The sequence below is a fragment of the Cellulomonas fimi ATCC 484 genome (assembly GCF_000212695.1).
GTDB lineage: Bacteria > Actinomycetota > Actinomycetes > Actinomycetales > Cellulomonadaceae > Cellulomonas > Cellulomonas fimi.
In genome coordinates, this window is sequence record NC_015514.1 from 3,609,137 (window position 1) to 3,632,938 (window position 23,802).

At 74.6% G+C, this 23,802-nt stretch carries 23 protein-coding genes; 3 read left to right on the forward strand and 20 right to left on the reverse strand.

Annotated elements, in window-relative coordinates:
- Positions 1–92: 92 nt before the first annotated feature.
- The 4 genes from CELF_RS16305 to CELF_RS16320 all read right to left on the reverse strand — a co-directional run bounded on the left by CELF_RS16305 (position 93) and on the right by CELF_RS16320 (position 4,350).
- Positions 93–1,121 carry an iron-siderophore ABC transporter substrate-binding protein gene (locus CELF_RS16305; protein WP_013772367.1) on the reverse strand — a complete coding sequence of 343 codons (1,029 nt, stop codon included), beginning with the start codon at positions 1,119–1,121 and terminating at the stop codon, positions 93–95.
- Positions 1,122–1,314: 193 nt separating this feature from the next.
- The gene (locus CELF_RS21245; protein WP_013772368.1) at positions 1,315–2,244 is read right to left on the reverse strand and encodes a phosphoribosylaminoimidazolesuccinocarboxamide synthase; all 930 of its coding nucleotides are present in this window, start codon (positions 2,242–2,244) and stop codon (positions 1,315–1,317) included.
- A 57-nt stretch (positions 2,245–2,301) separates the two neighbouring features.
- On the reverse strand, positions 2,302–3,597 hold the full coding sequence (gene purD / locus CELF_RS21250) for a phosphoribosylamine--glycine ligase (protein WP_013772369.1): 1,296 nt from the start codon (positions 3,595–3,597) through the stop codon (positions 2,302–2,304).
- Positions 3,598–3,717: 120 nt separating this feature from the next.
- Positions 3,718–4,350: an ArsR/SmtB family transcription factor gene (locus tag CELF_RS16320; protein WP_013772370.1), complete on the reverse strand. Its 633-nt coding sequence runs from the start codon at positions 4,348–4,350 to the stop codon at positions 3,718–3,720.
- 77 nt (positions 4,351–4,427) lie between these two features.
- Here CELF_RS16320 and CELF_RS16325 point away from each other — a divergent pair, with 77 nt between their 5' ends.
- A complete protein-coding gene (locus CELF_RS16325) occupies positions 4,428–5,756 on the forward strand; it encodes an MFS transporter (RefSeq protein WP_013772371.1) in 1,329 nt (442 codons plus the stop codon).
- A 69-nt stretch (positions 5,757–5,825) separates the two neighbouring features.
- On the opposite strand, the gene CELF_RS16330 is transcribed toward CELF_RS16325, so the two are convergent.
- From CELF_RS16330 to CELF_RS16345, 4 genes are all read right to left on the reverse strand, one after another.
- The gene (locus CELF_RS16330; protein WP_013772372.1) at positions 5,826–6,521 is read right to left on the reverse strand and encodes a hypothetical protein; all 696 of its coding nucleotides are present in this window, start codon (positions 6,519–6,521) and stop codon (positions 5,826–5,828) included.
- Between the two features lie 83 nt (positions 6,522–6,604).
- A complete protein-coding gene (locus tag CELF_RS16335; protein WP_126297865.1) occupies positions 6,605–7,903 on the reverse strand; it encodes a hypothetical protein in 1,299 nt (432 codons plus the stop codon).
- A 126-nt stretch (positions 7,904–8,029) separates the two neighbouring features.
- Positions 8,030–9,316 carry an adenylosuccinate synthase gene (locus tag CELF_RS16340; protein ID WP_013772374.1) on the reverse strand — a complete coding sequence of 429 codons (1,287 nt, stop codon included), beginning with the start codon at positions 9,314–9,316 and terminating at the stop codon, positions 8,030–8,032.
- Positions 9,317–9,472: 156 nt separating this feature from the next.
- Positions 9,473–9,901 (reverse strand): DUF3151 domain-containing protein, encoded by a 429-nt coding sequence (locus CELF_RS16345; RefSeq protein ID WP_013772375.1) that lies wholly within the window; start codon positions 9,899–9,901, stop codon positions 9,473–9,475.
- A gap of 196 nt (positions 9,902–10,097) precedes the next feature.
- Between CELF_RS16345 and CELF_RS16350 the strand changes: the two genes are divergently transcribed.
- Positions 10,098–10,469 carry an STAS domain-containing protein gene (locus tag CELF_RS16350; RefSeq protein WP_013772376.1) on the forward strand — a complete coding sequence of 124 codons (372 nt, stop codon included), beginning with the start codon at positions 10,098–10,100 and terminating at the stop codon, positions 10,467–10,469.
- 72 nt (positions 10,470–10,541) lie between these two features.
- Here CELF_RS16350 and CELF_RS16355 read toward each other — a convergent pair whose 3' ends face one another.
- Positions 10,542–12,716: an ATP-binding SpoIIE family protein phosphatase gene (locus CELF_RS16355; RefSeq protein WP_013772377.1), complete on the reverse strand. Its 2,175-nt coding sequence runs from the start codon at positions 12,714–12,716 to the stop codon at positions 10,542–10,544.
- 89 nt (positions 12,717–12,805) lie between these two features.
- Here CELF_RS16355 and CELF_RS16360 point away from each other — a divergent pair, with 89 nt between their 5' ends.
- Complete coding sequence (locus CELF_RS16360) at positions 12,806–13,240, forward strand: STAS domain-containing protein (RefSeq protein ID WP_013772378.1); 435 nt, start codon at positions 12,806–12,808, stop codon at positions 13,238–13,240.
- Between the two features lie 92 nt (positions 13,241–13,332).
- On the opposite strand, the gene fbaA is transcribed toward CELF_RS16360, so the two are convergent.
- The 11 genes from fbaA to CELF_RS16415 all read right to left on the reverse strand — a co-directional run bounded on the left by fbaA (position 13,333) and on the right by CELF_RS16415 (position 23,788).
- The gene (gene fbaA, locus CELF_RS16365; protein ID WP_269471699.1) at positions 13,333–14,361 is read right to left on the reverse strand and encodes a class II fructose-bisphosphate aldolase; all 1,029 of its coding nucleotides are present in this window, start codon (positions 14,359–14,361) and stop codon (positions 13,333–13,335) included.
- A gap of 175 nt (positions 14,362–14,536) precedes the next feature.
- A complete protein-coding gene (locus CELF_RS16370; RefSeq protein WP_013772380.1) occupies positions 14,537–14,992 on the reverse strand; it encodes a hypothetical protein in 456 nt (151 codons plus the stop codon).
- Complete coding sequence (locus tag CELF_RS19710; RefSeq protein ID WP_013772381.1) at positions 14,971–16,542, reverse strand: alpha/beta hydrolase family protein; 1,572 nt, start codon at positions 16,540–16,542, stop codon at positions 14,971–14,973. Before CELF_RS19710 ends, CELF_RS16370 begins: the two co-directional genes overlap by 22 nt.
- Complete coding sequence (locus CELF_RS16380) at positions 16,539–17,468, reverse strand: hypothetical protein (RefSeq protein ID WP_013772382.1); 930 nt, start codon at positions 17,466–17,468, stop codon at positions 16,539–16,541. Before CELF_RS16380 ends, CELF_RS19710 begins: the two co-directional genes overlap by 4 nt.
- On the reverse strand, positions 17,465–17,923 hold the full coding sequence (locus tag CELF_RS16385; protein WP_126297867.1) for a putative T7SS-secreted protein: 459 nt from the start codon (positions 17,921–17,923) through the stop codon (positions 17,465–17,467). The genes CELF_RS16380 and CELF_RS16385 overlap by 4 nt, the downstream gene beginning before the upstream one ends.
- A 74-nt stretch (positions 17,924–17,997) precedes the next feature.
- The gene (locus tag CELF_RS16390) at positions 17,998–18,738 is read right to left on the reverse strand and encodes a TrmH family RNA methyltransferase (protein WP_013772384.1); all 741 of its coding nucleotides are present in this window, start codon (positions 18,736–18,738) and stop codon (positions 17,998–18,000) included.
- Entirely contained in the window at positions 18,735–19,256 is a 522-nt protein-coding gene (locus CELF_RS16395; protein ID WP_013772385.1) for a GNAT family N-acetyltransferase, read from the reverse strand. Before CELF_RS16395 ends, CELF_RS16390 begins: the two co-directional genes overlap by 4 nt.
- Positions 19,253–20,107, reverse strand: coding sequence for an SDR family oxidoreductase (locus tag CELF_RS16400; protein WP_013772386.1), 855 nt, complete (start codon positions 20,105–20,107; stop codon positions 19,253–19,255). Before CELF_RS16400 ends, CELF_RS16395 begins: the two co-directional genes overlap by 4 nt.
- 172 nt (positions 20,108–20,279) lie before the next feature.
- Entirely contained in the window at positions 20,280–21,821 is a 1,542-nt protein-coding gene (arfA, locus tag CELF_RS16405) for an arabinosylfuranosidase ArfA (RefSeq protein ID WP_013772387.1), read from the reverse strand.
- A gap of 78 nt (positions 21,822–21,899) precedes the next feature.
- Positions 21,900–22,847, reverse strand: a complete 948-nt coding sequence (locus CELF_RS16410; protein WP_013772388.1) for a carbohydrate ABC transporter permease — start codon at positions 22,845–22,847, stop codon at positions 21,900–21,902.
- The gene (locus tag CELF_RS16415; protein ID WP_013772389.1) at positions 22,844–23,788 is read right to left on the reverse strand and encodes a carbohydrate ABC transporter permease; all 945 of its coding nucleotides are present in this window, start codon (positions 23,786–23,788) and stop codon (positions 22,844–22,846) included. The genes CELF_RS16410 and CELF_RS16415 overlap by 4 nt, the downstream gene beginning before the upstream one ends.
- Positions 23,789–23,802 lie beyond the last annotated feature (14 nt).

Sequence of the window (23,802 nt, forward strand, 5' to 3'; positions counted from 1 at the left end):
GGCGCGCGGGGCTCGGGCGGCGGTGCTCATGGGTGCACGGTACGGAGTGCCGGGACCCGTGAGCGCCGACGGGCGGTGCGGGTCCGGGGGCGTCAGGCCTTCTCGGCGCCCGCGGTGATGAGCGGCAGGTACGCGTCGAGGGCCCACGGCACGGACAGGGGCGTCGCGACGGACACGGCCATGCCGAGCGAGCGGTCGAGCATCGGCACGTAGGCGCCGCTCGCGAACGCGGGGATCTGCGCGAACAGCGGCTGGGCCTCGGTCGCGGCCTTCTCGGCGTCGTCGTTGAACCACGTGAACAGCAGCTCGACGTCGGACAGCGTGTCGGCGTTCTCGAGGCCGAGGTTCGCCGTGAACGTGTTCGGCGCGGGCTCCAGGCCGGCGACGGACGGCGCGAGCTCGAGGCCCAGGTCGCTCAGCAGGTCGACGCGCGGGTCGCCCGGCAGGTAGACGGACATGCTGCCCGGCTCGGCTGCGTAGACGTACGCGAACGAGATGCCGGCCAGCTCGGGGTGGGCCGCGGCGGCCTCGTCGATGGCCTGCTGGCGCGCGTCGAGCAGCGGCTCGGCCTGCTCGGGGACGCCGAGCGCGGTCGCGATGATCTCGACCTGCTGCTCGATCGTCGTCTGCCACGGCTCCTCGGGGTACGCGACGACGGGGACGATCTCGGAGAGCTGGTCGAACACGTCCTGCTCCATGCCGGACTGCGGCGCGAGGACGAGGTCCGGCTCGAGCGCGACGATCGCGTCGACGTCGAGCGGGTAGGCCGCGATCGTCTCGGGCAGCTCGCCGTCGCGCTCCTCGACGGCCTCGCGGAACCACGGGTGGTACCCGTCCGCGTCACCGCCCCACGTGTCGGCCTCGACGCCCACGGGGACGGTGCCCAGCGAGAGCGTGATGTCGTCCGCACCCCACCCGAGCGTCACGACGCGCTCGGGCTTCTCCTCGACGACGGCCGTGCCGAGCGCCGACTCGATCGTGACGGGGAACGTCGTGCCGTCGCTCGCGGTGCTGCCGGGCTCGGCGGTCGCGTCGTCGTCCGTGGAGCCGGAGCACGCGGCGAGCGCGAGGGCGAGGACCGCCACGGAGGCGGCGACGGCGGTGCGGCGCAGGTGGCGCACGGGAGGCTCCCATCGTTCGGGTGGTGCCGGCGCGCGACGGGTCCGTCGGCGACGCGGCGTATGAGGCAAGCCTAACCTCAGCATCCGGCCGGTTGAACGGGCGCATCCTGTCGCCCTGCTCACACCGAGCACCGCTCGGTGCAGGCCGCGACGCGTGCCCGGCCGGGCCCGCACGCGGCCGGCGGGGCGGGCGTCAGAGCGGCAGCGGTGCGCCCGTCAGCCGCTCGTATGCCTCCAGGTACCGCGCGCGTGTGCGCGCCACGACGTCCGCAGGCAGCGCGGGCGGCGGGACGTCCGACGCGCGGTCCCACCCCGACGCGGGCGACGTCAGCCAGTCGCGCACGAACTGCTTGTCGAAGCTCGGCTGCGCGCGGCCCGGCTCCCACGAGTCGGCCGGCCAGAACCGCGACGAGTCGGGGGTCAGCACCTCGTCGCCGAGCGTCACCGCGCCCGTCGTGGGGTCCGTGCCGAACTCGAGCTTGGTGTCCGCGAGGATCACGCCGCGCTCGCGCGCGATCGCCTCGGCCCGCGCGTACACGGCGAGCGTCAGGTCGCGCAGCGTCGTCGCCGCGTCCTGCCCGAGCTGGGCCACGACCGTGGAGAACGGCACGTTCTCGTCGTGCTCGCCGAGCTCCGCCTTGGTGGCCGGCGTGAAGATCGGCTCCGGCAGCCGCGACCCGTCGACGAGCCCCGCGGGCAGCGGGATGCCCGTGACCTCGCCCGACGCCCGGTACTCCACGAGGCCGGAGCCGGTCAGGTAGCCGCGCGCGACGCACTCGACCGGGAACATCGACAGGCGGCGGCACACCATCGCGCGGCCCGCGACGGCGGCGGGCACGTCGGTCGAGACGACGTGGTTCGGCACGAGGTCCGCGAGCTGCTCGAACCACCACAGGCTGAGCTGCGTGAGCACCACGCCCTTGTCGGGGATGCCCGGCTGCAGCACGTGGTCGTAGGCCGACACCCGGTCGCTCGCGACGACGAGCACGACGTCGCCGTGCTCCGCCCGGATCGCGGCGCCCGCCTCGGTGCCGTCCGGCGCGTAGAGGTCGCGGACCTTCCCCGAGTACGTGTGCGCCCAGCCGGGCAGGGTCGTCGCGGTCGCGTCGGCGGTCACCGGCACAGTCTGCCGCGCGCCGGCCCGCGCCCGTGCACCCCGTCCACCAGGCGTCCTGCCGGCTCAGCCCGCGGCGACGGCCGCGGCGATGTCGGTGCGGTGGTGGGACCCCGGGAGCTCGACCTGCGCGACACCCGCGTACGCGGCGGCGCGCGCCGCGGCCAGGTCCGGACCGACGCCCACGACCGACAGGACGCGACCGCCCGCGGAGACGAGGTGCGCGCCGTCGAGCGCGGCGTCGTCGTCGCCCGCGGGGTTCTGCCGGAGCGCGGTGCCCGCGTGCAGGACGTGCACGCCCGGCAGCGCCTCGGCGTCGTCGATCCCCGTGATCGGGTCCCCGCTGCGGACGGTGCCCGGGTAGCCGTGCGACGCGACGACGACCGTCACGGCCGCGTCGTCGCGCCACTGCAGCGGCGGGAGCGCCCCGAGAGTGCCGGTCGCCGCGGCGAGCAGGACGCCCGCGAGCGGCGTCGCGAGGCGCGCGAGCACGACCTGCGTCTCGGGGTCGCCGAACCGCGCGTTGAACTCGACGACACGCACCCCCGTCGAGGTCAGCGCGAGGCCGCAGTACAGGACGCCGACGAACGGCGTGCCCCGGCGTGCCATCTGGTCGACCGTCGGCCGCGCGACGCGCTCGACGACCTCCTCGACGAGCCCCTCGGGCGCCCACGGCAGCGGCGAGTAGGCGCCCATGCCGCCCGTGTTGGGGCCTGCGTCGCCGTCGAGCGCTCGCTTGAAGTCCTGCGCCGGGACGAGCGGGACGACCGCGGTGCCGTCGGTGAGGACGAACAGCGACACCTCGGGACCGTCGAGGTACTCCTCGACGACCACGCGGCCGCCCTCCTTCTCGACGCACGCACGCCCGTGCTCGAGGGCGACGGCGCGGTCCTGGGTGACGACGACGCCCTTGCCCGCGGCGAGCCCGTCCTCCTTGACGACGTAGGGCGGGCCGAACGCGTCGAGCGCGGCCTCCACCTCGGCGACGGTCGACGCGACGCGCGGCTCGGCGGTCGGCACGCCCGCGGCGGCCATGACCTCCTTCGCGAACGCCTTGGACCCCTCGAGCCGGGCGGCCGCGCCCGACGGCCCGAAGACGGGGATCCCGGCCGCACGCACGGCGTCCGCGACGCCCGCGACGAGCGGGGCCTCGGGTCCCACGACCACGAGGTCCGCCTCGACCTCGCGCGCGAGCGCGGCGACGGCGGCGCCGTCGAGCTGGTCGACGGCGTGCAGCGTCGCGAGCGTGCCGATGCCGGGGTTGCCGGGCGCCGCGTGCAGCGCGGTGACGGCCGGGTCGAGGGAGAGCGCACGGACGAGGGCGTGCTCACGGGCACCGGTGCCGACGACGAGGATCTTCACGGGCGCCGAGCCTACCGAGCCGCCCGCGCGCGCCGGCCGACCGTCCGTCGAGCGGTCGGTGCGGGCGAGGCCGGCACCGTCGACGGCTGGGCGGGCGGCCCGGCCCGGGCCGCGCGCGTGTCAGCCCGCCGGCTGGCCGGGCTCGTCGGCGGGCAGCGGGAGGCCGTCGAGGTAGATGCGGTAGCGCCGGCGGCCCTCGGTCTCCCCGGCGGCCTTGCGCGCCTTGGCGGCCTGGATGTGCTCCTCGACGACGTGCTGCAGGGCGGCGATGACGTCGTGCGCCTCGGCGGGCGTGAAGTCGGTCGTGATGCGGTCGTTGATCTGTGCGTCGTCCCACTCGGGCTCGCGCGGGCCGGTCATCCAGCGCGTGAGGACGTCGGCGCGGTCGGCGACGACGGACTGGAGCATGACGCGAGCGGCGGGCGCGGTCGCGGGGTCCTCGAGCATCGCGCGGCCGTCGATGCTGAACCCGACGGGCCGCCACCACCGCTCGCGGCCGCCGGTGTGCTCGGGGTCGTCCTCGACGAAGCCGTACCGCTCGAGCTGGCGCAGGTGGTAGCTCGTCTGGCCGCTGCTCTCGCCGAGGAGCCGCCCGAGCCGGCTCGCGGTCGACGGCCCGACCTCGCCGAGCAGGTTGTACATCGCGATCCGCAGCGGGTGCGCGAGGGCCTTGAGCGCCTCGGGCGTGATCGGACGCTCGGCGAACACCGACAGGGGCGCGTCGGCGTCGTCGGGGGTCTTGCGCTCGGCCATATGCAGAGTTACCTTTGCAAAGTCTTCTCTGCAAAGAGACCTTTGCAGAACTTCCTCTTCGATCCTAGGGGCGCCCGATGAGCACGCAGCACTCCCCCGCCGACGCGAACCCCGTCGAGCCGCTCGGCCGCCGGTTCACCGCAGCTCTCGGCGCCACGGGCGCCGCCAACCTCGCCGACGGCGTCCTCGGCATGGGCGTCCCGCTCGTCGCCCTCACCCTCACCCGCTCGCCCGGGCAGATCGCGCTCGTCACCGCCGCGGCCTGGCTCCCCTGGTTGCTGCTCGGGCTCGTCGCGGGCGTCCTCGTCGACCGGCAGGACCGCCGCGTCGTGCAGGTCGTCGCCATGACCGTCCGCGCCGCCGTGCTCGCCGCCGCCGTCGGCCTGATCGCGACCGACCGGCTCACCATGACCGCGCTCGTCGTCGTCGCGCTCGTCTACGGCGCGACCGAGGTGTTCGCCGACCTCGCCGCCGGCGCGCTCGTGCCCGACCTCGTCCCCCGCTCCCGGCTCGGCGCCGCCAACGGCCGCACGCTCGCGGTCCAGACGGTCACCAACTCGTTCGTCGGCGCACCCGTCGCGGGCGCGGTCCTCACGCTCGGCACGGGCTGGGTGTTCGGCGTGCCCGCCGCGCTCGCCGTCGCGTCCGCCGTCCTGCTGTGGCGCGGCATCCCCGGGCGGTACCGGCACGAGCAGACCGAGCGCAAGCGCGCCGGCCGCGAGGTCGTCGAGGGCATCACGTTCCTGGCGAGGCACCGCGTGCTCGGCCCGCTCCTGCTCTCGGGCTCGCTCATGAACATGGCCAGCACCGGCTACTTCGCGGTCTTCGTCCTGTGGGCCGTCGGCCCCGGCTCCGCGCTCGGGATGCGCGCCGAGCACTACACGCTGCTCGCCGCCACGCTCGCCGTCGGCGCGGTGGTCGGCTCGGTCGTCGCCGAGCCCGTCACGCGGCACGTCGGCGAGGTCCGCCTCATGCTCGGCTGCTGGCTCGCGAACAGCCTTCTGCTGATCGTCCCCGTCCTCGTGCGCAGCGTCGGCGCCGTCGCCGTCACGCTGCTCCTGCTCGGCCTCACCAACACGATCGGCAACGTCATCTCGATGTCGATGCGCCAGCGGATCGTCCCCGCGACCCTGCTCGGTCGCGTCGGCGGCGCGGGCCGCACCCTCGGGTACGGGCTCATGCCGGTCGGCGCGCTCCTCGCCGGGTTCGTCGCCGAGACGTGGGGCCTGGAGGCGGTCTTCGTCGGCGGCACCACGCTCGCCGTCCTCGCGACGCTCGGCTCGATGGCGGTCGTCCGCCAGCGCACCGTCGACGCCGCCGAGGCGGCCCTCCTGGCGGCGGCGGGCGACCCCGTCCCCGGCACCGCCGACCGCGACGCGCGCCCCGTCGCGGAGGCGGCCGCCTGACGGTGCGAGGGACCGGCGGCACCCGGCCACGGGAAGGGGCGGGTGCCGTCGCCGCTCGGTCGGTACGCGTCAGCCGTCGTCCGACTGCCGGTGCCGGCCCACCCTCCGGGATGCCACCCGGAGGGTGAGGCGCTGGAGCGCGGGGACCAGGCCGAGCCCGGTCACGACCGTCACCACGCCCAGCACGCCCAGCACGAGCCCGAACCACGAGGGCTCCTGCACCACCACCGCGACGAGCACGCCGCCCACACCCGCGAAGAGCGGACCCAGGACGGTCGCCATCGCCTCCATCACGCGCAGACCGCCGAACCGTGCGGCCGGGTACCGGGAGCGCAGCACCGAGGCCGGGCCCCGCTCGTACCGGAGGTCCAGGCCCGCGCGGCGACCGAACGACCGCAGCCGGGCCGGGTCGAGCTCGAGCGGGCTCGCGACCCGCGGCGACCAGCCCCCGACCTGACCGACCACCGCACCCGCGCCGTCCAGCACCAGCACGCACTCCCACTGCGGGTCGGGCGCGGAACCCGTCGACAGGAACAGCGACGAGTGCACGTGCACCAGCTCCGCGGCCGCACCCCGTCCGGCACCGACCGGAGCCACGAAGGACCGGCGGGGGTCGGCGCCGTCGTCGTAGCGCAGCACCCCGCCCGCGAGCACGAGGCGCCCGGCGACGGCGCCGGCGCGCGCGGCCCGGTTCCTCGTCGCGTACCGCACGTCGAGCACGCGCGTGTCGTCGGTCGCGCTCGGGGCGGGATCGTCGGCAGGCATCGGGCGGACCGTACCGCGGCGCGGACCCGCGCGGCAGGCGTCCGACGCCGTGAGCCCACGCCGGGTGCGGGCGCGCCGGCGCGTCAGATTCCGGCCGATGCCCCCAGGCGCTCGCGCGCCCACGCCCTGACCTGGGCGTGCACCTCGCGGGCGTCGTCGTGCCACGGCCACGTCGACAGGTGGCGGTGCGTCTCGGCGAGGTGCGGGGCGGCCTCCTGCGGGAGGTCCGCGAACCAGAACGCGTAGGCGAGCAGGTTGTGCCCCCAGGCCCGGCCGACCGGCGACGGGCCGCCCCCGAGCCATCGGTTCGCGGCCGCGACGATCTCGTCCCGGACCTCCCGGCGGTGCAGGAAGCTCTGGCTCTGGCCGCGCGCCCACCCCTCCTCCAGCAGGGCGACGACGACCAGCAGGTTCGTCGCGTGGCCGGCCGGAGCCGCCGCGGACTCGGCGCGCGCGAACCGCAGCATCTCCTCGGACGACCCGAACCACTTCGCGGCCTTGAACTGCAGCGCCGCCGACAGCCCGCCGCGGTGGTGCGGCGCGACGGCGAGCAGCTGCGCGAGGCGCCGCTCGTGCTCGACGACGCCGAGCTGGAGGCCACGCGCGACGGTCAGCCGGGACGCCAGGACCGACGCGTCGCGGGGACTCACGACGAGCGCCGTGTCGGCGTCCGCGTCGGTGTCCTCGAGCACGGCGAGGAAGTCGGGGACGTTCCGCGCCTCGAAGTCCGTCCCGCGCAGCGTCCACGCCCGCTCCACGCCGGCCGCGACCCGGCAGGCGAGCGCGTGCGGGTTCGACGGCTCCTCCTGGAGCCAGGCGTCGAGCCAGCGGCCGCGACGCGACGCGAGAGCGGCGAGCTCGCAGACGCGGTCGTGCCGGGCGTCGGGGTCGAGGGTCGCAGCCAGCAGGTGCGCGGCCGGGCGCCAGTCGCCGGCGGCCGCGGCGTCGCGGGCAGCCCGCAGGTCGACGTCGTCGAGCGCGTCGTCGGCCTCGACGTAGTCGCCCGGCAGCGGGTCGGCCAGCACGACCAGCCCGCCCGTCGCGAGCCGCAGCACGAGCTTGCCCGCGCGCGTGACGGTGAGGGCGAAGACGACGGCGGCGGTGGTCCAGCACGCCGTCCAGGCGAAGCGTGCGGCGGTGTACGCGTCGACCACGACGAACGCGAGCGCGGCGACGGCGACGACGAGGCCGAGGTATGCCACGACGACGCCCTGCGTCTTGCCCCCCCGCGGGGAGAACCACCACGGGCCGTCGGCGGACATCCCGAGGAGGCGGTAGGCCGGCGTGCTCGCGATCCCCGCGACGGCCATGCCGCCGACGACGACGACGAGCGCGCCCAGCATCACGTAGGCGGCGGGGGTGTCCCAGGCGGCAGCGTCCACGGCGCGGAGCATGGCAGAGCGCGCCGACATCTCACAATGCGATCAGCGCGCCGCGCCCCGCGGGGCCGACGTCGGTGCTGGACAGGCGTCCGGGACCGACGTCGGCGTCACTCCTGCGGGTGAACCTCAGGCGAGGAGGTCATGCCGGACGATCGTCGCCTCACGGCCCGGGCCGACGCCGATCGAGGAGATCCGCGTGCCGCTGATCTCCTCCAGGCGCAGCACGTAGCGCTGCGCCGCGGCGGGCAGGTCGTCGAACTCGCGCGCGCCCGAGATGTCCTCGGTCCAGCCGTCGAGGTACTCGTAGACCGGCTTCGCGTGGTGGAAGTCCGTCTGGTCGAACGGCATCTCGTCGAAGCGCGTGCCGTCCACGTCGTACGCCACGGCGACCGGGATGCGGTCGCGGCCCGTGAGCACGTCGAGCTTCGTCAGGACGAGGTCCGTCAGGCCGTTCACGCGCGCCGCGTACCGGACCACGACCGCGTCGTACCAGCCCGTCCGACGGGGGCGGCCGGTCGTCGTGCCGAACTCGCCGCCCGTCTGCCGCAGCCACTCGCCGTCCGCGTCGTCGAGCTCGGTCGGGAAGGGACCCTCGCCGACGCGCGTCGTGTACGCCTTCGCGACCGCCACGACGCGGTCGATGCGGGTCGGACCCACGCCCGACCCCGTGCACGCACCGCCCGCCGTCGCGGACGACGACGTCACGAACGGGTAGGTGCCGTGGTCGATGTCGAGCATCGTCGCCTGGCCCGCCTCGAACACGAGCGTCTTGCCCGCGTCGAGCGCCTGGTTGAGCACCAGGGGCGTGTCGGCGACGAACGGGCGGACGCGGTCCGCGTACCGCAGCAGCTCCTCGACGGTCTCGTCGACCGTGATCGCGCGGCGGTTGTAGACCTTCACGAGCAGGTGGTTCTTCTGGTCGAGAGCGCCCTCGACCTTCTGCCGCAGGATCTTCTCGTCGAACAGGTCCTGCACGCGCACGCCGATGCGGTTGATCTTGTCCGCGTAGGTGGGGCCGATGCCGCGGCCCGTGGTGCCGATCCGGCGGCTGCCGAGGAATCGCTCCGTGACCTTGTCGAGCGTGCGGTTGTACGGCGCGATGACGTGCGCGGCCGACGAGACGAGCAGGCGGGAGGTGTCCACGCCCCGGGCCTCGAGCGCGTCGATCTCGCGGAACAGGACCTCGAGGTCGATGACGACGCCGTTGCCGATGACCGGGACGACACCGGGCGACAGGATGCCGGACGGGAGCAGGTGCAGCGCGTACTTCTCGCCGCCCACGACGACCGTGTGGCCGGCGTTGTTGCCGCCGTTGAACTTCACCACGTAGTCGGTCCGGGAGCCGAGCTGGTCGGTCGCCTTGCCCTTGCCCTCGTCGCCCCACTGGGCGCCGAGCACCACCACTGCAGGCATCTGTCACCACTCCTACCTGCCTGCGGTGCGGGGCTGCACGGCGGAGACCGGCCGAGATCGACGCGGCGCTTGCCTGTGGCCCCGGGCACGGGCGGCAGTGACCCGGTACCTCCGAGAGGGTACCGGACGGTCAAGGGACGGTCATGGCCGTGGTCGTCAGCGGAGCCCCGCGACCTCCTGCGCCGACGTGCCCGAGTCGGCGAGGAACTGCTCGCAGCGCTGCGCCTCCTCGGTCTCGCCGATCGCGTCCGCCGCCTCCGCGAGCGCGAGGAGCGCCCGCAGGAAGCCCTGGTTCGGGGCGTGGTCCGCCGGGACCGGCCCACGGCCGCGCCAGCCCGCGCGCCGCAGCGCGTCCAGGCCGCGGTGGTAGCCGGTCCGCGCGTACGCGTACGCCGCAACCGGGTCGCCGTCGTCGGCGAGCGCACGCTCCGCGAGCAGCGCCCACACGAGCGACGACGCGGGGGCGAGCGCCACCACGTCGCGCGCCGGGGTCCCGCCGGTGAGCGCCGCACGGGCGTCCGCGTCGGGCCCCTCGGCGGGCAGGAGGGTCGGGGCGGGACCGTCGAGCAGGTTCTCGTGGCTCATGCGGACCAGTCTCCCCGACCGCCGGGCCGACGTCTCTCCCCCGACTCCGGGGCCGGCGTCGCCCGTCCGGGCGACCGCGGCTCGGAGCACCACCGTCCCGGATGCGGGTCGATGAGAGCGCAACTACAGTCGAGCCGCCGGACCCCCGCCCGGCGCCCCGCAGGAGCTGGGTCTCCCCCTCGACCCCGGTGGACTCATGATCGAGATCTCCACGTCGCCGACGACGACCACGCTCGTCATCACCGGCGACCTCGACCTCGCGGAACGCGACCAGTTCCCCGAGGTGGCGGCCCGCGTCGTCGGCCTGCGCCGTCAGCTGCTCGTCATCGACATGTGCGGTGTGACGTTCATGGACTCCACGGGCGCGGCGTTCCTCATCTCGCTCGCCGACGCGAGCCGCAAGCGCGGCGGCGCGACGGTGCTGCGCGGCGCCGACGCACGCGACCTGTTCGTCATCGAGATCTGCGGCGCGATGGACCTGTTCCGCGTCGACGGCGACCACCGGTGCGCGCCCGCCGCAGCCGGTCCCGGGCTCGTCGAGCCCGACGGGGCGCCCGCCCCGCACTGAGCCGGCCCGCGCCCCCGGCGCCGAGCAACGCCCGGCGCCGGCGCCCGGTCGCCCCGGTCGGTCGGACCTCCGTCAGCCGCGGCCCGTCGGCGGCAGCGCGCCCGGGCGGACCTTCGCCCACACCAGCTTGCCGCCGCGCGACTGCCGCCAGCCCCAGTCCGCGAGCCGCTCGACGATCTGCATGCCGAACCCGCCGACGCGGCCCGGGTGCCCGTCCGTCGTCACGGGCGGGGCCGGGTTGCCGTCCTCGACCTCGATGCGCAGCCCGTCGCCCGTGTCGTACAGCTGCAGCGACACGTGGCCGTACCCGTGCAGCACCGCGTTCGCGACGAGCTCGGAGACGACGAGCTCGGCGTTGGCCGCGTCCGGGATCTCCCACGCCTGGCATGTCCGCACGACGGCGTGCCGGGCACGGCCGATCGACCCGGGCTCGTTCGGCAGAGACCAGCGGCGGCGGCGGGGGCTGCGCGCCCGCTCCAGGTGGTCGCGCGGGTCGGGGACGCGCACGACGACGACGGCGACGTCGTCCTCCGGGTGGTCCGCGAGCCGCGACAGCAGCTCCTCGCCGATCCCCGCGGCGTCGCGGGCCGTCACGCGCGACGCGACGCCGGCCAGCGCCGCGAGCCCGTCCCGCAGGCCGCGGTCGCGCCGCTCGATCAGGCCGTCGGTGTAGTAGACGAGGACGTCGCCCTCGGCGAGCTCGACCGTGCTCGTCGAGCGGCCGTTGCCCCCGAAGCCGATGAGCGCACCGCCCGCGCCGCGCAGCTCCGTCGCGACCCCGCCGCGCACGTGCAGCACCGGCAGGTGGCCCGCGCGGGAGTACTCCAGGCGCCAGCCCGACGCGTGCCGCGTGAGCGTGGACAGCACGAGCCCCGCGGAACGGGGGATGCGCATGCCCGTGACGAGCTGGTCGACGCGCTCCAGCACCGGGCCCGGGGTCGTGATGTCGAACGTGTACGAGCGCACCACGGAGCGCAGCTGGCCCATCGCGGCCGCCGCCTCGACGTCGTGCCCGACGACGTCGCCGATGACGACCCCGACGACGTCCGGGGCGATCTGCAGCACGTCGTACCAGTCGCCGCCGACCTGCACGTTCTCGGAGTTCGGCGCGTAGTACGTCCAGACGTCGAGCCCCTCGACCTCGGCCTGCTGGGGCAGCATCGCGCGCTGCAGCGTCTCCGCGAGCCGGTGCTCGCGGTCGTACAGACGCGCGTTGTCGACGACGAGCCCGACGCGGCGCGCCGTGAGCTCGAGCACGGTGGTGGTCGACGGCTCGACGCCCCGCAGCCCGCCGCCCCCGCGCGGGAGCACCACGAGCAGGCCCAGCACACGCCGGCGGCCCGGCACCGGGTACACCACGGCCCGCCGGTCCTGCGGCAGCACCGCGCCGCCCTCCTGCCGGTACGCCTCCGACGCGAGGTGATGCGCGAGCCAGCCCGACGCGCTGCCGTCGGGGTACGCGGCGTCCAGGTCCACCTCGACCGGGCGGTCCCGCTCGCCGTCCAGCAGCAGCTGCACCGCGTCCGGGGCGTCCCGGCGGACGCGCGCGTCGTCGCGCGTGTCGCCGTGCCGGTGCCCCCGGCCCGTCGGCAGGTGCGCCGCGTCCACGCCGTCCGCCGCGCGCAGCCCGCGGTCGTTGAGGAAGAAGCCCGCCCACGCCACGACGCCGTGCCGCAGCAGCATCGCGATCTCCCGCAGCGAGTGCGGGTCGTCGACGTCCATGAGCAGGTCCGACACCTGCGCGATCAGTCCGAGGCTGCGTCGTTCGCGTCGTTCCGCCTCGACGAGCGCCGCCTGCTCCGCGTCGTGCGACAGCCGCTCCGTCATGTCCTGGAACGCCGCGACCCAGTGCACTGGCGCGGACCCGTCGTCGGTCGGGACGGGCGCCAGGTGCACCTCGCACACGAACCGCGTCCCGTCCGCGCGGCCGAGGGTGAACGTCGGCGTGAACGGCTGGGCCGCCGCGAGCGCCGCCGCGAGCTGCGACGCGCGCACCGGGTCGCGCTCGAGCTCCTGCCGCACGGACGGCTCGAGCAGCTGCGCGCCGTCGACGCCGTAGCCCAGCGCACGCTCGAACGCCTCGTTCACCCAGACGACCGAGAGGACCCCGTCGCGCGACTCGAACAGGCCCATCGGGACGACCGTCGCGGACAGCGCCCGGGCCTGCAGGCCGACGTCGGGCACGATCGTCCCGCGTGGCGAGACGACGGCGTCGTCGGGCAGCGGATCCGCGTGGGAGTTGACCACCACCACCTCCGATCGTCTAGCGTGCCGAACGGAACGAGTCGTCGAGCTGTCGGCGAGGACGCTCGACGGCCGACACCAGAAGGAGCACCGTGCGCGACGGTAACAGCAGCATCCCCGACGAGTCGGCCGAGACCGACGACGCGGCGGGACGCGTCGTGGGAGAGCCCGGCGCTGTGCACGTGATCGTGGGCACCGACCGCACACGCATCGTGCTGTCCGGCGAGGTCGACGCCGACCTCGGTCCCGAGCTGCAGGAGGCCACCGCGGAGGCGGAGCACGTCGGCCTGCCGATCGAGGTCGACGCCCACCACGTCACGTTCATGGACTCCTCGGGCGTCGCGTTCCTCGCGCGCCTGTCGATCCGCAGCCAGCACCGCGTCCGCCTGCTGCGCGTGCCGCCGACCGTGCGGTTCCTGCTCGAGGTGACCCGGATCGGCGAGCTCCTCGACGTGGTCGAGGAGGGCGACACGGGCGACTTCCAGCCGGTCGGCGACGCCGCGTCCGAGGGCGGCACACCGAGCTGAGACCCGCCCCCACCCGGCACGTACGAAGGGCCCCGACCTCGCGGTCGGGGCCCTTCGTCGTCACCGGACGGTCATGCGGACCGCCGTGCGGCTCAGCGCAGGCGCTGGCCCGCCGAGCGCAGCTGCTGGGCCGCCTCGACGATGCGCTGGGCCATGCCCGCCTCGGCGAGCTTGCCCCAGGCGCGCGGGTCGTACGCCTTCTTGTTGCCGACCTCGCCGTCCACCTTCAGCACGCCGTCGTAGTTGCGGAAGAAGTGGTCCGCGACCGGGCGGCTGAACGCGTACTGCGTGTCCGTGTCGATGTTCATCTTGATGACGCCGTTGTCGACCGCCTCGGCGATCTCCTCGGCCGTCGAGCCCGAGCCACCGTGGAACACGAGGTCGAACGGCGACTCCTTGCCGACCTCGGCGCCGACGGCCTTCTGGATGTCCGCGAGGATCGACGGGCGCAGCTTGACGGCACCCGGCTTGTAGACGCCGTGCACGTTGCCGAACGTGAGGGCCGTCAGGTAGCGGCCCTTCTCGCCGGCACCGAGCGCGCGGACCGTCGCGAGACCGTCCTCGGCCGTCGTGTACAGCTTCTCGTTGATCTCGGCCTCGTGGCCGTCCTCCTCGCCGCCGACGACGCCGACCTCGATCTCGAGGATCGTGCGGGCCGCCTGCGAGAGCTCGAGGAGCTCCGCGGCGATGACGAGGTTCTCCTCGAGCGGGATGTCCGAGCCGTCGAACATGTGCGACTGGAACGTCGGGTTCTTGCCGGCCTTGACCTGCTCCGCCTCGATGGCGAGCAGCGGGCGGACCCACGAGTCGAGGTTCTTCTTGACGCAGTGGTCGGTGTGGATCGCGACGGTGATGCCGTAGCCCTTGGCGACCTCGGCGGCGTACGCCGCGAGCGCGAGGGAACCGGCGACGCGGTCCTTGACGGTCGAGCCGGACGCGTACTCGGCGCCGCCGACGGAGACCTGGATGATGCCGTCCGACTCGGCCTCCGCGAAGCCCTGGAGCGCGGCGGTGACGGTCTGGGACGACGTGATGTTGACGGCCGGGTAGGCGAACTTGCCCGCCTTCGCCCGGTCGATCATCTCGGCGTACACCTCGGGGGTGGCGATGGCCATCTGCAGCAACTCCTGCGTCTCGTAGGGCGGTGTCGGCCCCAGTTTGCCACTGGTCGGCAAAGACCCGGCCGGGACGTCCTGCCCACGGACACCCGTCCCCGCGCGCTAGTGCAGCGACCGGGCCCCCAGCGTCCCCGCCGTCAGGGCGCCGACGTCGGTCGGGGCACCACGCGTCGTCCCGTCACCCCGGGTCCGTCTCCGAGCACGGGCTGATCGTGGCCGACGCGCGTGGCTCGGTCGGACGCGGGCCGTAGAGGTCCTCGAGGCCCGAGGCGGCAACCATCGTGCCGCGCGTGTCACCGTGGACGACCACGACGCTCGAGTCCGAGGCCCGCCGGCCCTGCCAGAAGAGCTCGTAGAGCTGGCGGGACACGCACGCCGCCTCGTCCTCGGTGAGCGAGTCGTCCAGCACGATCTCGCCCGCGTAGCGCTGGCCACGGGTCATGTCGGAGACGAACCTCAGGTCCTCGGTGGACGCCACCCCGTCGAGGTCCTCGATCTGCTGGAACAGCGTCTCGTCGTCGACCGCGCCGGACGAGGACCCCAGCGCGCAGCTCGCCAGCAGCACGACGGCCGACACGGTGGCCACGAACCGGCCGAGACGACGGCGGGGCGTCACGGGCGCGTCACGTCCCACCGCGTCACCTCGGCGTCGCCCGAGAAGAACTGCTCCTGGTCGGCCCGCCACGCCTGCACGCCGGGGTCCGTCGAGGAGTCGACGAGCGCACCCGTCTCGGCGTAGAGCCGGTTGTCGTGCGCGTCGGCCGGACCGGGGCTCAGCTGGTCCTGCCGGCCGCCGGTGTACGGGGTGCCCACCGTGAGCTCGCTCGCGTCGACGTCCCGCTCGATCGTGACGACGTTCGGGCGGTCGACGTTCTCGCGGCCGTCGAGCATCGGCACGACGTCCTGGTCGTGCTCCAGGGCGAGGACCTGCACGGACGGTGGGATGTCGAACCGGGCGATCGGCGAGCCGCCGGTGACGACGCTCTGCACGTCGTACTGGGCGCGGAAGTCCGGGTCGGCGGCGAGCGACGCGGCGATGATGCCGCCCTGGCTGTGCCCGGTGAGCATGACCGGCTCTCCCGGGCCGATCCCCGCCGCCCTCATCGCGGCCTGGACCTGCTGGGCGACCAACGTGTCGTGCCCCGCCATGAGGTGGACGTTCGAGGTGAGGTCGAACGGGTTGTCACCACGCTGCGGCGCCCACTCCTCGGTGCCCGGGATCTGCACGACGTGCGTCACGGTCCCGTCGGGGTGCGTGCGCGTGACGATCTGGACCTGGCCCGTGTTGTCGGGGTCCGCGTCGCGGTAGAGGTCGTACTGCTCCAGGAAGATGTCCTCGACCGAGTCCGGCGCGTGCAGGTCCGCGTCGTACGGGACCTCGATCCACTCGCCCGTGACCGGGTCCTGGAAGCGGGCCGTCTCCGGGATCTCGACCTCGCCGACCGTGCCGGCCTTGCCCGCGTCGTCGAACAGCCCGAACTGGCCTCCCGCGTTGATGAGGCCCGCGACCGCGTCCTCGTAGTCGCCCGTCGGCCACTTCCCGCCCGAGAGGGCGAACGGCAGCAGGAGTCCGCCCACGGGTCCGCCCAGCAGGGTGCCGATGCTCACGGTGCCGCCCTGGATGAGGCCGGGCGCCATGCGCGTCAGACCCTCGAACAGCCAGGGGTTGTCGTGCAGCGCCTGCATGCCGAGCGCGCCGAGCTGGTCGCGGTTCCGGACGAGCGCGGCGACGAGGAGCGGGCCACCGGGCGTCGCGAGCAGCGTGAGACCGCCGCCGAGCGCGAGCAGCCCGCCACCGAGCACGAGCCCCGGGAGCGCCAGGCCGACCGCGAACCCCGCCGCGTTGCTCAGTGCCTCCATGAGCCGCTCGTTGGCCTGGTCGACGAACTCGTACGTCGTCGCGGACGCGCGCAGCACGACGGCCGTCGTCTCGAACGCGGTGCTCACGACGAGCAGCCCGTTCGGCCCGACGGTCGCGGCCGTGACCTTGCCCTCGACGGCCGCGACCTCGAGCGGGCACAGCACGGCCGCCTCGAGCACGTCGCCGTCGATCGCGGTACCGGCGACCGCGCCGGACCAGCGGCGCACCTCGTCGCCCAGTCCGTCGAGCAGCCCCGCCTCGGACCGCAGGTCCTGCATGCGGGCGCCCATGCCGCCCGCGCCGCCGTGCACCTCGATGCTCACGCGTCCCCCTCCTCACGCTCGGCCGCCGCACCTGCTGCACCCGTCGCACCCGCCGCACCCGCCGGACCGTGGCCGCCGGCACCACCCGTGGGGCCCTCGGCAACCGGGCCGCCGTCGAGCGGGCCGCCGTCGCCCGCAGCGCGCAGCGCCGCCGACAGCCGGCCCGTCAGGTCGGACAGCAGGACGCGCGCGATGTCGTCGCGCGAACGCGGCGTGTGCCGGATCATCCCGTCGGCCGTGCGCGCGAGCTCGACCCAGCCCGCGTCGCAGCGCAGCCACGTGCCGACGCTCACGTCGTCACGGCCCCGGCTGCGCGCGCTCAGGGTGAGGGTTCCCGACAGGCCGCGCACGGCGGCGTCGACGACCGGGGGCGGCTCGGGCACGCCGAGCGCGGCGCACAGCGCGTCGACCGTCGACCGGTCGCCCGTGCGGATCGCCTGCGCGAGCGCGACGGTCAGCTCCTCGGGGACCACCGCCTCGGCGGCCTCGACCAGCACCGGCGCGTCCGGGAGGAGGCGCAGGACCTCGTCGAGCAGCGCGTCCACGCCGAACGCGCTCACCTCGACGCCGGGACGCAGCACCGCGCCCTGCGCACCCGCGCCGGGCGTGACGTCGACGCCGCGCACGAGCGACGCGCACGCCTGCCCGTCCGTCCACGCGACCGCGAGCACGGCGCGCTCGGTACCCGCGGCGGCGACCTCGACCTCGACCAGCGCCGACGCGCCCAGGGTCACGGCCGCGCGGACCTCCGCGTCGACCTCCGCGTCAGCCGCGAGCGCCAGGTCCACCGGCTCGCCCTCACGCGTCGTCGGCAGGACCTGCGCCCACGCCGGGAGCCCCTCGACGTCATGGCGGGCCGCCGCCCAGTCCTGCTCGTCGAGGCGCGCGCGGAGCGCACCGTCCAGCGGGTGCAGCGCGGCGGTCACCACAGGTCTCCGATCGTCTTGGCGATGCTCGTCCACTCCGGGGCGCCGGGCAGGGGCAGCGAGCGGGCACGGTCGAGGACCTCCTGCGCGGCCCGCTTGGCGGCCCGCTCGGCGTCGTCGAGGGCGTCCCCCGCGAGCCGGGTCACCGTGCGCCGCGCGTCGTCGACCGCGTCGTCGACGAGCTGCATCGCACGCCGGATCGCGGCCTGCCGCTCCTCGAGGGTGTCGGCGAGGTGGTCGAGCGCCGCGGCCGTGCCGAGCAGCTCCTCGCGCGCCTCGTCCACCTGCCGGGTGTGGTCCGCGAGGCGGTCCCGGTACCGGTCGGCGGCGACGCCGACCCACTCGATGCCCGCACCGGAGCGGACCGCGTCCGCCGTCCGCTCCAGGTCAGCCGCCATGGACCGCACGCGGCGTGCCCGCGCACGCACGTCCTCCGGGTTCCCACCGATCGTCACCCGCGGAGACTAGCGACACCGCGCGGTTGCCCGGGTCCCCCGTCCCCAGATCGGGCGAATCGCCCGATCTGCGATCAGCCGGGCGGGGGACCCGCGTGCTGCGCGACCCACGCGTGCATCGCGATCGCCGCCGCGGCCCCCGCGTTGATCGACCGCGTCGAGCCGAACTGCGCGATGTGCAGCACGTCCACGGCCGCCGCGCGGGCCGCGTCCGACAGGCCGACCGACTCCTGGCCGAGCAGCAGGACGCACGCGCGCGGCAGCGGGTAGCCCTCGAGCGGGACCGAGCCCGGCAGGTTGTCGATCCCCAGCACGGGCAGCGCTCCCCCGTCCGGGCCCGCGGTCGACGCCCACGCGAGCAGGTCGTCGACGGTCGGGTGGTGCCGCAGGTGCTGGTAGCGGTCGGTGACCATCGCGCCGCGCCGGTTCCAGCGCCGGCGGCCGACGACGTGCACCTCCGCCGCGAGGAACGCGTTGGCGGTGCGCACGACCGAGCCGATGTTGAGGTCGTGCTGCCAGTTCTCGATCGCGACGTGGAACGTGTGCCGGCGCGTGTCGAGGTCGGCGACGACCGCCTCGACCGTCCAGTACCGGTACCGGTCCACCACGTTGCGACGGTCGCCGTGCGCGAGCAGCTCCGGGTCGTACCGGGGGTCGAGCCCGCCGTCGGCGTCGCGCGGCCACGCGCCCGGCCCGCCGGGCCACGGCCCGACACCGACCTCCGGGACAGGGGCGCCGTCGTCGGGGAGCGGGGTGCCGGGGTCGGGGACCGGGGTGCCGTCGGCGGGGTCCGAGGGGCTGTCGGCGGGCGTCACCCGTCCGCCGCCGACGGCCCCGGACCCGCGAGGCGGTAGCGCCGGCACGGCACGTCGACACCGACGCCCGGTGCGACGTCGACGCGGAGGTCGAACGGACCCTCGTCGGACCAGCCCTGACGCTCGTAGAAGCGGCGCGCGCGCTCGTTGCCCGGCACGACCGCGAGCCACGGCTGCACGTGACCCGCCTCGGCGGCGACCCGGGCGGCGTCCGCCAGCAGCGCCGCCGCCACGCCGGTCCCGCGCGCGCTCGCGTCGACGTAGAGCTGGTCGACGTGGTCGTCGACGGTCGCGGCGAAGCCCACGACGGTCCCGGCCACCTCGGCGACCCGGGTGTGCCGGACCACCCCCGGCGCACGCTCGACGAACGACTGCGGGGTGCGGTGCGCCGCGAGCGCGTCGGGGACGCGGCCGTCGTGCGCGTCGAGCCACCCGGTCGACCAGATCTCCGCCAGCCGAGGGGCGTCGTCGGGGCGGGCGTCGCGCAGCGTGACCGTCCGGCCGCCGTCGCCGGTCATGCGCGGGCCGTCCGGGCAAGCCACTCGTCGTACGTGACGCGTCCGTAGCGGGCGTCGGGTGCGGTCGCGTCGCCCGAGGCGAAGAAGGCGCCGTAGCCGGGGACGGGCAGGCCGAGCGGCACTCGGCGGCTGCCGTGCGCCGCGGCCCAGCGACGCGCGAGGTCGCGGCCGTCGAGCTCCTCCGGACCCGCGACGGTGACGGTCCGCCGACCGGGCTCGCCCTCGTCGCGCACCGGTCCGTCGAGCGGCGCGTCGGGGGCGGCGCACGCGTCGACGACGGCCCGTGCCACGTCGGTGACGTCGATCGGCTGGAGCCGAGCGCCCCGCAGGTACGGGACGGTGCCGAGGCGGCTGAGCGCGCCGCCGAGCGTCGGGCGGCCGAAGAACCGGTCGAAGAAGTCGTGGAACTGCGCGGCGCGCAGCAGCGTCGTCGGCACGGCACCCGCCTGGTAGACGCGCTCCTGCGCGACCTTCGTGCGGTAGTAGCCGACGGCCCCGCCGCGGTCGACGTTGACGATCGACAGCACGACGGCCAGGCCGACGCCCGCGTCCCGGGCCGCGAGCGCGATCGACGCCGCCCCCGCGGTGAGGACCTTCGCGGCAGCGGGCGTCTCGCCGTTGACGGTGTCGACCACGACGTCGGCCCCCGCGAACGCGGCGCCCAGCCGCGCGGGTGCGTCGCCGGCGACCGCGTCGGCGGCCACGTACTCGGCGCCGAGCACCTGCCGCGCGGCCGGCGGGACGTGCCGCGACACGGCCCGCACGCGGTGCCCGCGCCGCAGCGCCTCCTCGACGACGGCCCGCCCCGCGAGCCCTGTCCCCCCGACCACCACGACCGTCCGCTCCGCCATGCCCCGATCATGCCGCCCGCCCCCGCCCGGACGGCACGACGCGCCCTCCGCCGGGCTCGTCCGCCGGGCTCGTCCGCCGAGCTCGTCAGTACCAGGCGAGTTCGTCAGCTCGGACCGACGAACTCGCCTCGGACCGACGAACTCGCCGGCGAAGGGTGGGGGCTGGGGTGGGTCAGGCGCGCGTCACCTCGAGCTCGACGACGGCCCACGCGAGCGCGGGCAGGCGGACGGTGACCGTGGAGCCGTCGACCGCCACGCCGTCGAGCGGCGTCAGTCCGACCGCGTCGGGGTGGTCCTGCGTGCTCGCGGTGGACCGGTCGCCGCCCTCGGGGACGGTCAGGACCTCGGCGCGGGTCACGCGCCCACCCGTCCAGCCGCGCAGGTCGACGGTGACGTCGGCGGCGTCGTCGAGACCGCGGTGGGCGAGGAACAGCGCCACGCGGCCGTTCTCCTCGTCCCACGTGGCGGAGGCGTCGACGAGGTCGGTGTCGCCGAACTTCCCCGCGTCGTACCGGTCGGACGTCGCCGCGACCCGCAGGATCTGCCCGCGGGCGAGCGCGGCCATGCGCGCGAACGGCCAGAAGATCGACTGCCGCCACGCGGGCCCGCCGGGCTCGGAGCGGATGGGCGCGATGACGTTGACGAGCTGCGCCTGGTTGGCGACGGTGACGCGGTCGCCGTGCCGCAGGAGCGAGTTGAGGAAGGTGCCGACGACGACCGCGTCGGTCACGTCGTACTCGTCCTCGATGATCCGCGGGTGCTCGCGCCACACGCCCTCGCGCTCGATGACGTGCGGCTGGTCGGGGGTGTCCTTGCCGGTGGCGTACCAGACGTTCCACTCGTCGAACGACAGGTGGAGGCGCTTGCGGTGCTTGCCGGCGGCGCGCACGGCGTCGGCGGTCGCGACGACGGACTCGATGAAGTGGTCCATGTCGACGGCGGACGCGAGGAAGGACGCGTGGTCGCCGTCGTGCTCCTGGTAGTAGGCGTGCAGGGAGACGTAGTCGACGTACTCGTAGGCGTGCCCCAGCACGGTCTGCTCCCACGTGCCGAAGGTCGGCATGCCGGAGTTCGACGAGCCGCACGCGACGAGCTCGATGGTCGGGTCGACGAGCTTCATGGCCTTGGCGGCCTCCTGCGCGAGCCGCCCGTACTCGTCGGGGGTCTTGGCGCCCATCTGCCAGGGACCGTCCATCTCGTTGCCGAGGCACCACAGGCGGATGTCGAACGGCTCGGCGTGCCCGTTCGCGCGGCGCAGGTCGGACAGCGCCGTGCCGCCCGGGTGGTTGGCGTACTCGACGAGCTGCCGCGCCTCCTCGACGCCGCGCGTGCCGAGGTTGACGGCCTCCATGACCTCGACGCCGGCGACGCGCGCCCAGTCGACGAACTCGTGCAGCCCGAACGCGTTGGTCTCGACGGTGTGCCACGCGCCGTCGAGCCGCCGGGGGCGCTGGTCGACGGGACCGACGCCGTCCTCCCACCGGTACCCGGACACGAAGTTGCCGCCCGGGTAGCGCACGACGGTCACGCCCATCTCGCGGACGAGGTCGAGCACGTCGGTGCGGAACCCGCGCTCGTCGGCGGCGGGGTGCCCGGGCTCGTAGATGCCGGTGTAGACGCACCTGCCCATGTGCTCGACGAACGAGCCGAAGATGCGGCGGGGCACCTCCCCCACGGTGAAGTCGCGGTCGAGGACGAGTCGTGCCTGGGTCATGGGTCTCCTCGGGGTCGTGCGTGCGGTGCGGGGCCCCGCGAGGGCCGGTCGCGTCGGGCCGGCCCTCGCGGGCGGGCGTCACTGGCCGCCGAAGCCGGTGGTCGAGAAGCCCTTGATGATCTGCCGCTGGAAGAACAGGAAGACGACGATCAGCGGGAGCGCCGCGAGCACGGCCGACGCCATCGTCTGGGCGTACTGCAGGCCGTACGCGCTCTTCACGGTCTGCAGCCCGACCGGCAGGGTCATGAGGGAGGCGTCGCTCGTGATGATGAACGGCCACAGGAAGTTGTTCCACGCGCCGATGAACACGATGATCGAGACGGCCGCGAGGATCGGCCGCGACAGCGGCAGCACCACGGACCAGAACACACGCAGGCGTCCGGCTCCGTCGATCCGGGCGGCGTCCTCGAGCTCCACGGGCACCTGCTCGAAGAACTTCTTGAGCACGAACACCATGGCGGGGTGCACGAGCTGCGGCAGGATGATCGCCCCGTACGTGTCGACGAGGTTGAGCGTGAGCATCTCGTAGAACAGCGGGACGATCAGCACCGGCGGCGGCACGATGATCGACGCGATGATGAGCCAGAACAGCCACTTGCGGCCACGGAAGTCGATCCGGGCGAGCGCGTAGGCGGCGAGCGACGACACGGCGAGCGTGACGGCGGTGATCGTGACGGACGTGAGCAGGCTGTTCCACGTCCAGAGGGGGATGTTCCCCTCGCGGAGCACGGTCGTGTACGCGTCGGCCGTGAAGCCGTCGGACGGGAGCCAGGACACGGGCGTGGCCGCCGCGGCGGTCTCGGACTTGAACGACGTGAACACGGCCCACAGGAACGGCAGGAGCCAGAACACGGCGAGGGCGACGAGCGCGAGGATCGCGAGGATCCGGCCCGGGGAGGCGAAGTGCTCGCCGACGCGGAGGCCGGCGGCGTGCGCGAGCCGGCCTTGCGGGCGACGGCGACGACCGCCGACGACGACGGCTCCGGCGGCTTCGGCGTTCGGCTGCGGGGTGACGGTGGTGGTCATCGGGCGCTCCTGCGGAAGGTGAACGGGACCTGCGCGAGCGACACGATGATGATGACCGCGAAGAAGATGTACGCGATCGACGACGCGTAGCCGAACCGGTACCCGGTGAAGCCGGCCTCGAAGATGTACTGGACGACGGGCCGGGTCACGCCGCCCGGACCGCCCTGGGTCATGATGTAGATCTGGTCGAAGACCTTGAGCGACGCCAGGATCTGCAGGATCACGATGAGGGCCGTGGTCGGGCCGAGCTGCGGGATCGTGATCGACCAGAGCTGCCGCCATCGGCCGGCGCCGTCGAGCGCCGACGCCTCGTACTGCTGCTCGGGGATGTTCTGCAGCGCCGTCAGGTACAGCAGGAAGTTGAAGCCGACGGTCCACCACAGCGTCTGGACGACGACCGCGAGCATGGCCCACCGCGTGTCCTGCAACCAGGCCTGTCCCTCGACGCCGAGGGCGCCGAGCATGTAGTTCACGAGGCCGAGCTGCGGGTTGTACATCCAGATCCAGAACTGCGCCGCGACGGTGGACGCGAGCAGGAACGGCATGAAGAACGACAGCCGCCACAGCCACTGGCCGGGCAGCCCCTGGAACACGAGCAGGGCCATCACGAGCGCGACCAGCACGAGCGGCACCGTCGACAGGATCGTGAACCACAGGGTGTTGAGCATCGAGCGCCACATGATCGGGTCCCGCAGCGCCTCGGCGTAGTTGTCGAACCCGAGGAAGGCGCCGCCGGCGCCGGTGATGGACTCGCCGGTGAACGACAGCCAGAGGCCGTGCAGCAGCGGCCAGAGCAGGAACATCGCGAACACGACGACGAACGGTGCGACGAACAGCCAGCCGATGCGGGTGTCGCGCGAGCGTTGGGTGCGGGTGGTGGGGGACGACGCGTCGCGGGACCGGGTGCGGTCGCGGCCGACGTCGACTGCGGCAGAGGACACGATCGGACTCCTTC

Coding starts and splice junctions, on each gene's coding strand:
- CELF_RS16345 (WP_013772375.1), bottom strand. CDS start 9,901: ATGAGCCACGAGAACCTGCTCGACGGTCCCGCCCCGACCCTCCTGCCC.
- CELF_RS16410 (WP_013772388.1), bottom strand. CDS start 22,847: ATGACCACCACCGTCACCCCGCAGCCGAACGCCGAAGCCGCCGGAGCC.
- CELF_RS16340 (WP_013772374.1), bottom strand. CDS start 9,316: ATGCCTGCAGTGGTGGTGCTCGGCGCCCAGTGGGGCGACGAGGGCAAG.
- CELF_RS16325 (WP_013772371.1), top strand. CDS start 4,428: ATGAGCACGCAGCACTCCCCCGCCGACGCGAACCCCGTCGAGCCGCTC.
- CELF_RS16350 (WP_013772376.1), top strand. CDS start 10,098: ATGATCGAGATCTCCACGTCGCCGACGACGACCACGCTCGTCATCACC.
- CELF_RS16320 (WP_013772370.1), bottom strand. CDS start 4,350: ATGGCCGAGCGCAAGACCCCCGACGACGCCGACGCGCCCCTGTCGGTG.
- CELF_RS16330 (WP_013772372.1), bottom strand. CDS start 6,521: ATGCCTGCCGACGATCCCGCCCCGAGCGCGACCGACGACACGCGCGTG.
- arfA (WP_013772387.1), bottom strand. CDS start 21,821: ATGACCCAGGCACGACTCGTCCTCGACCGCGACTTCACCGTGGGGGAG.
- CELF_RS16400 (WP_013772386.1), bottom strand. CDS start 20,107: ATGGCGGAGCGGACGGTCGTGGTGGTCGGGGGGACAGGGCTCGCGGGG.
- CELF_RS16395 (WP_013772385.1), bottom strand. CDS start 19,256: ATGACCGGCGACGGCGGCCGGACGGTCACGCTGCGCGACGCCCGCCCC.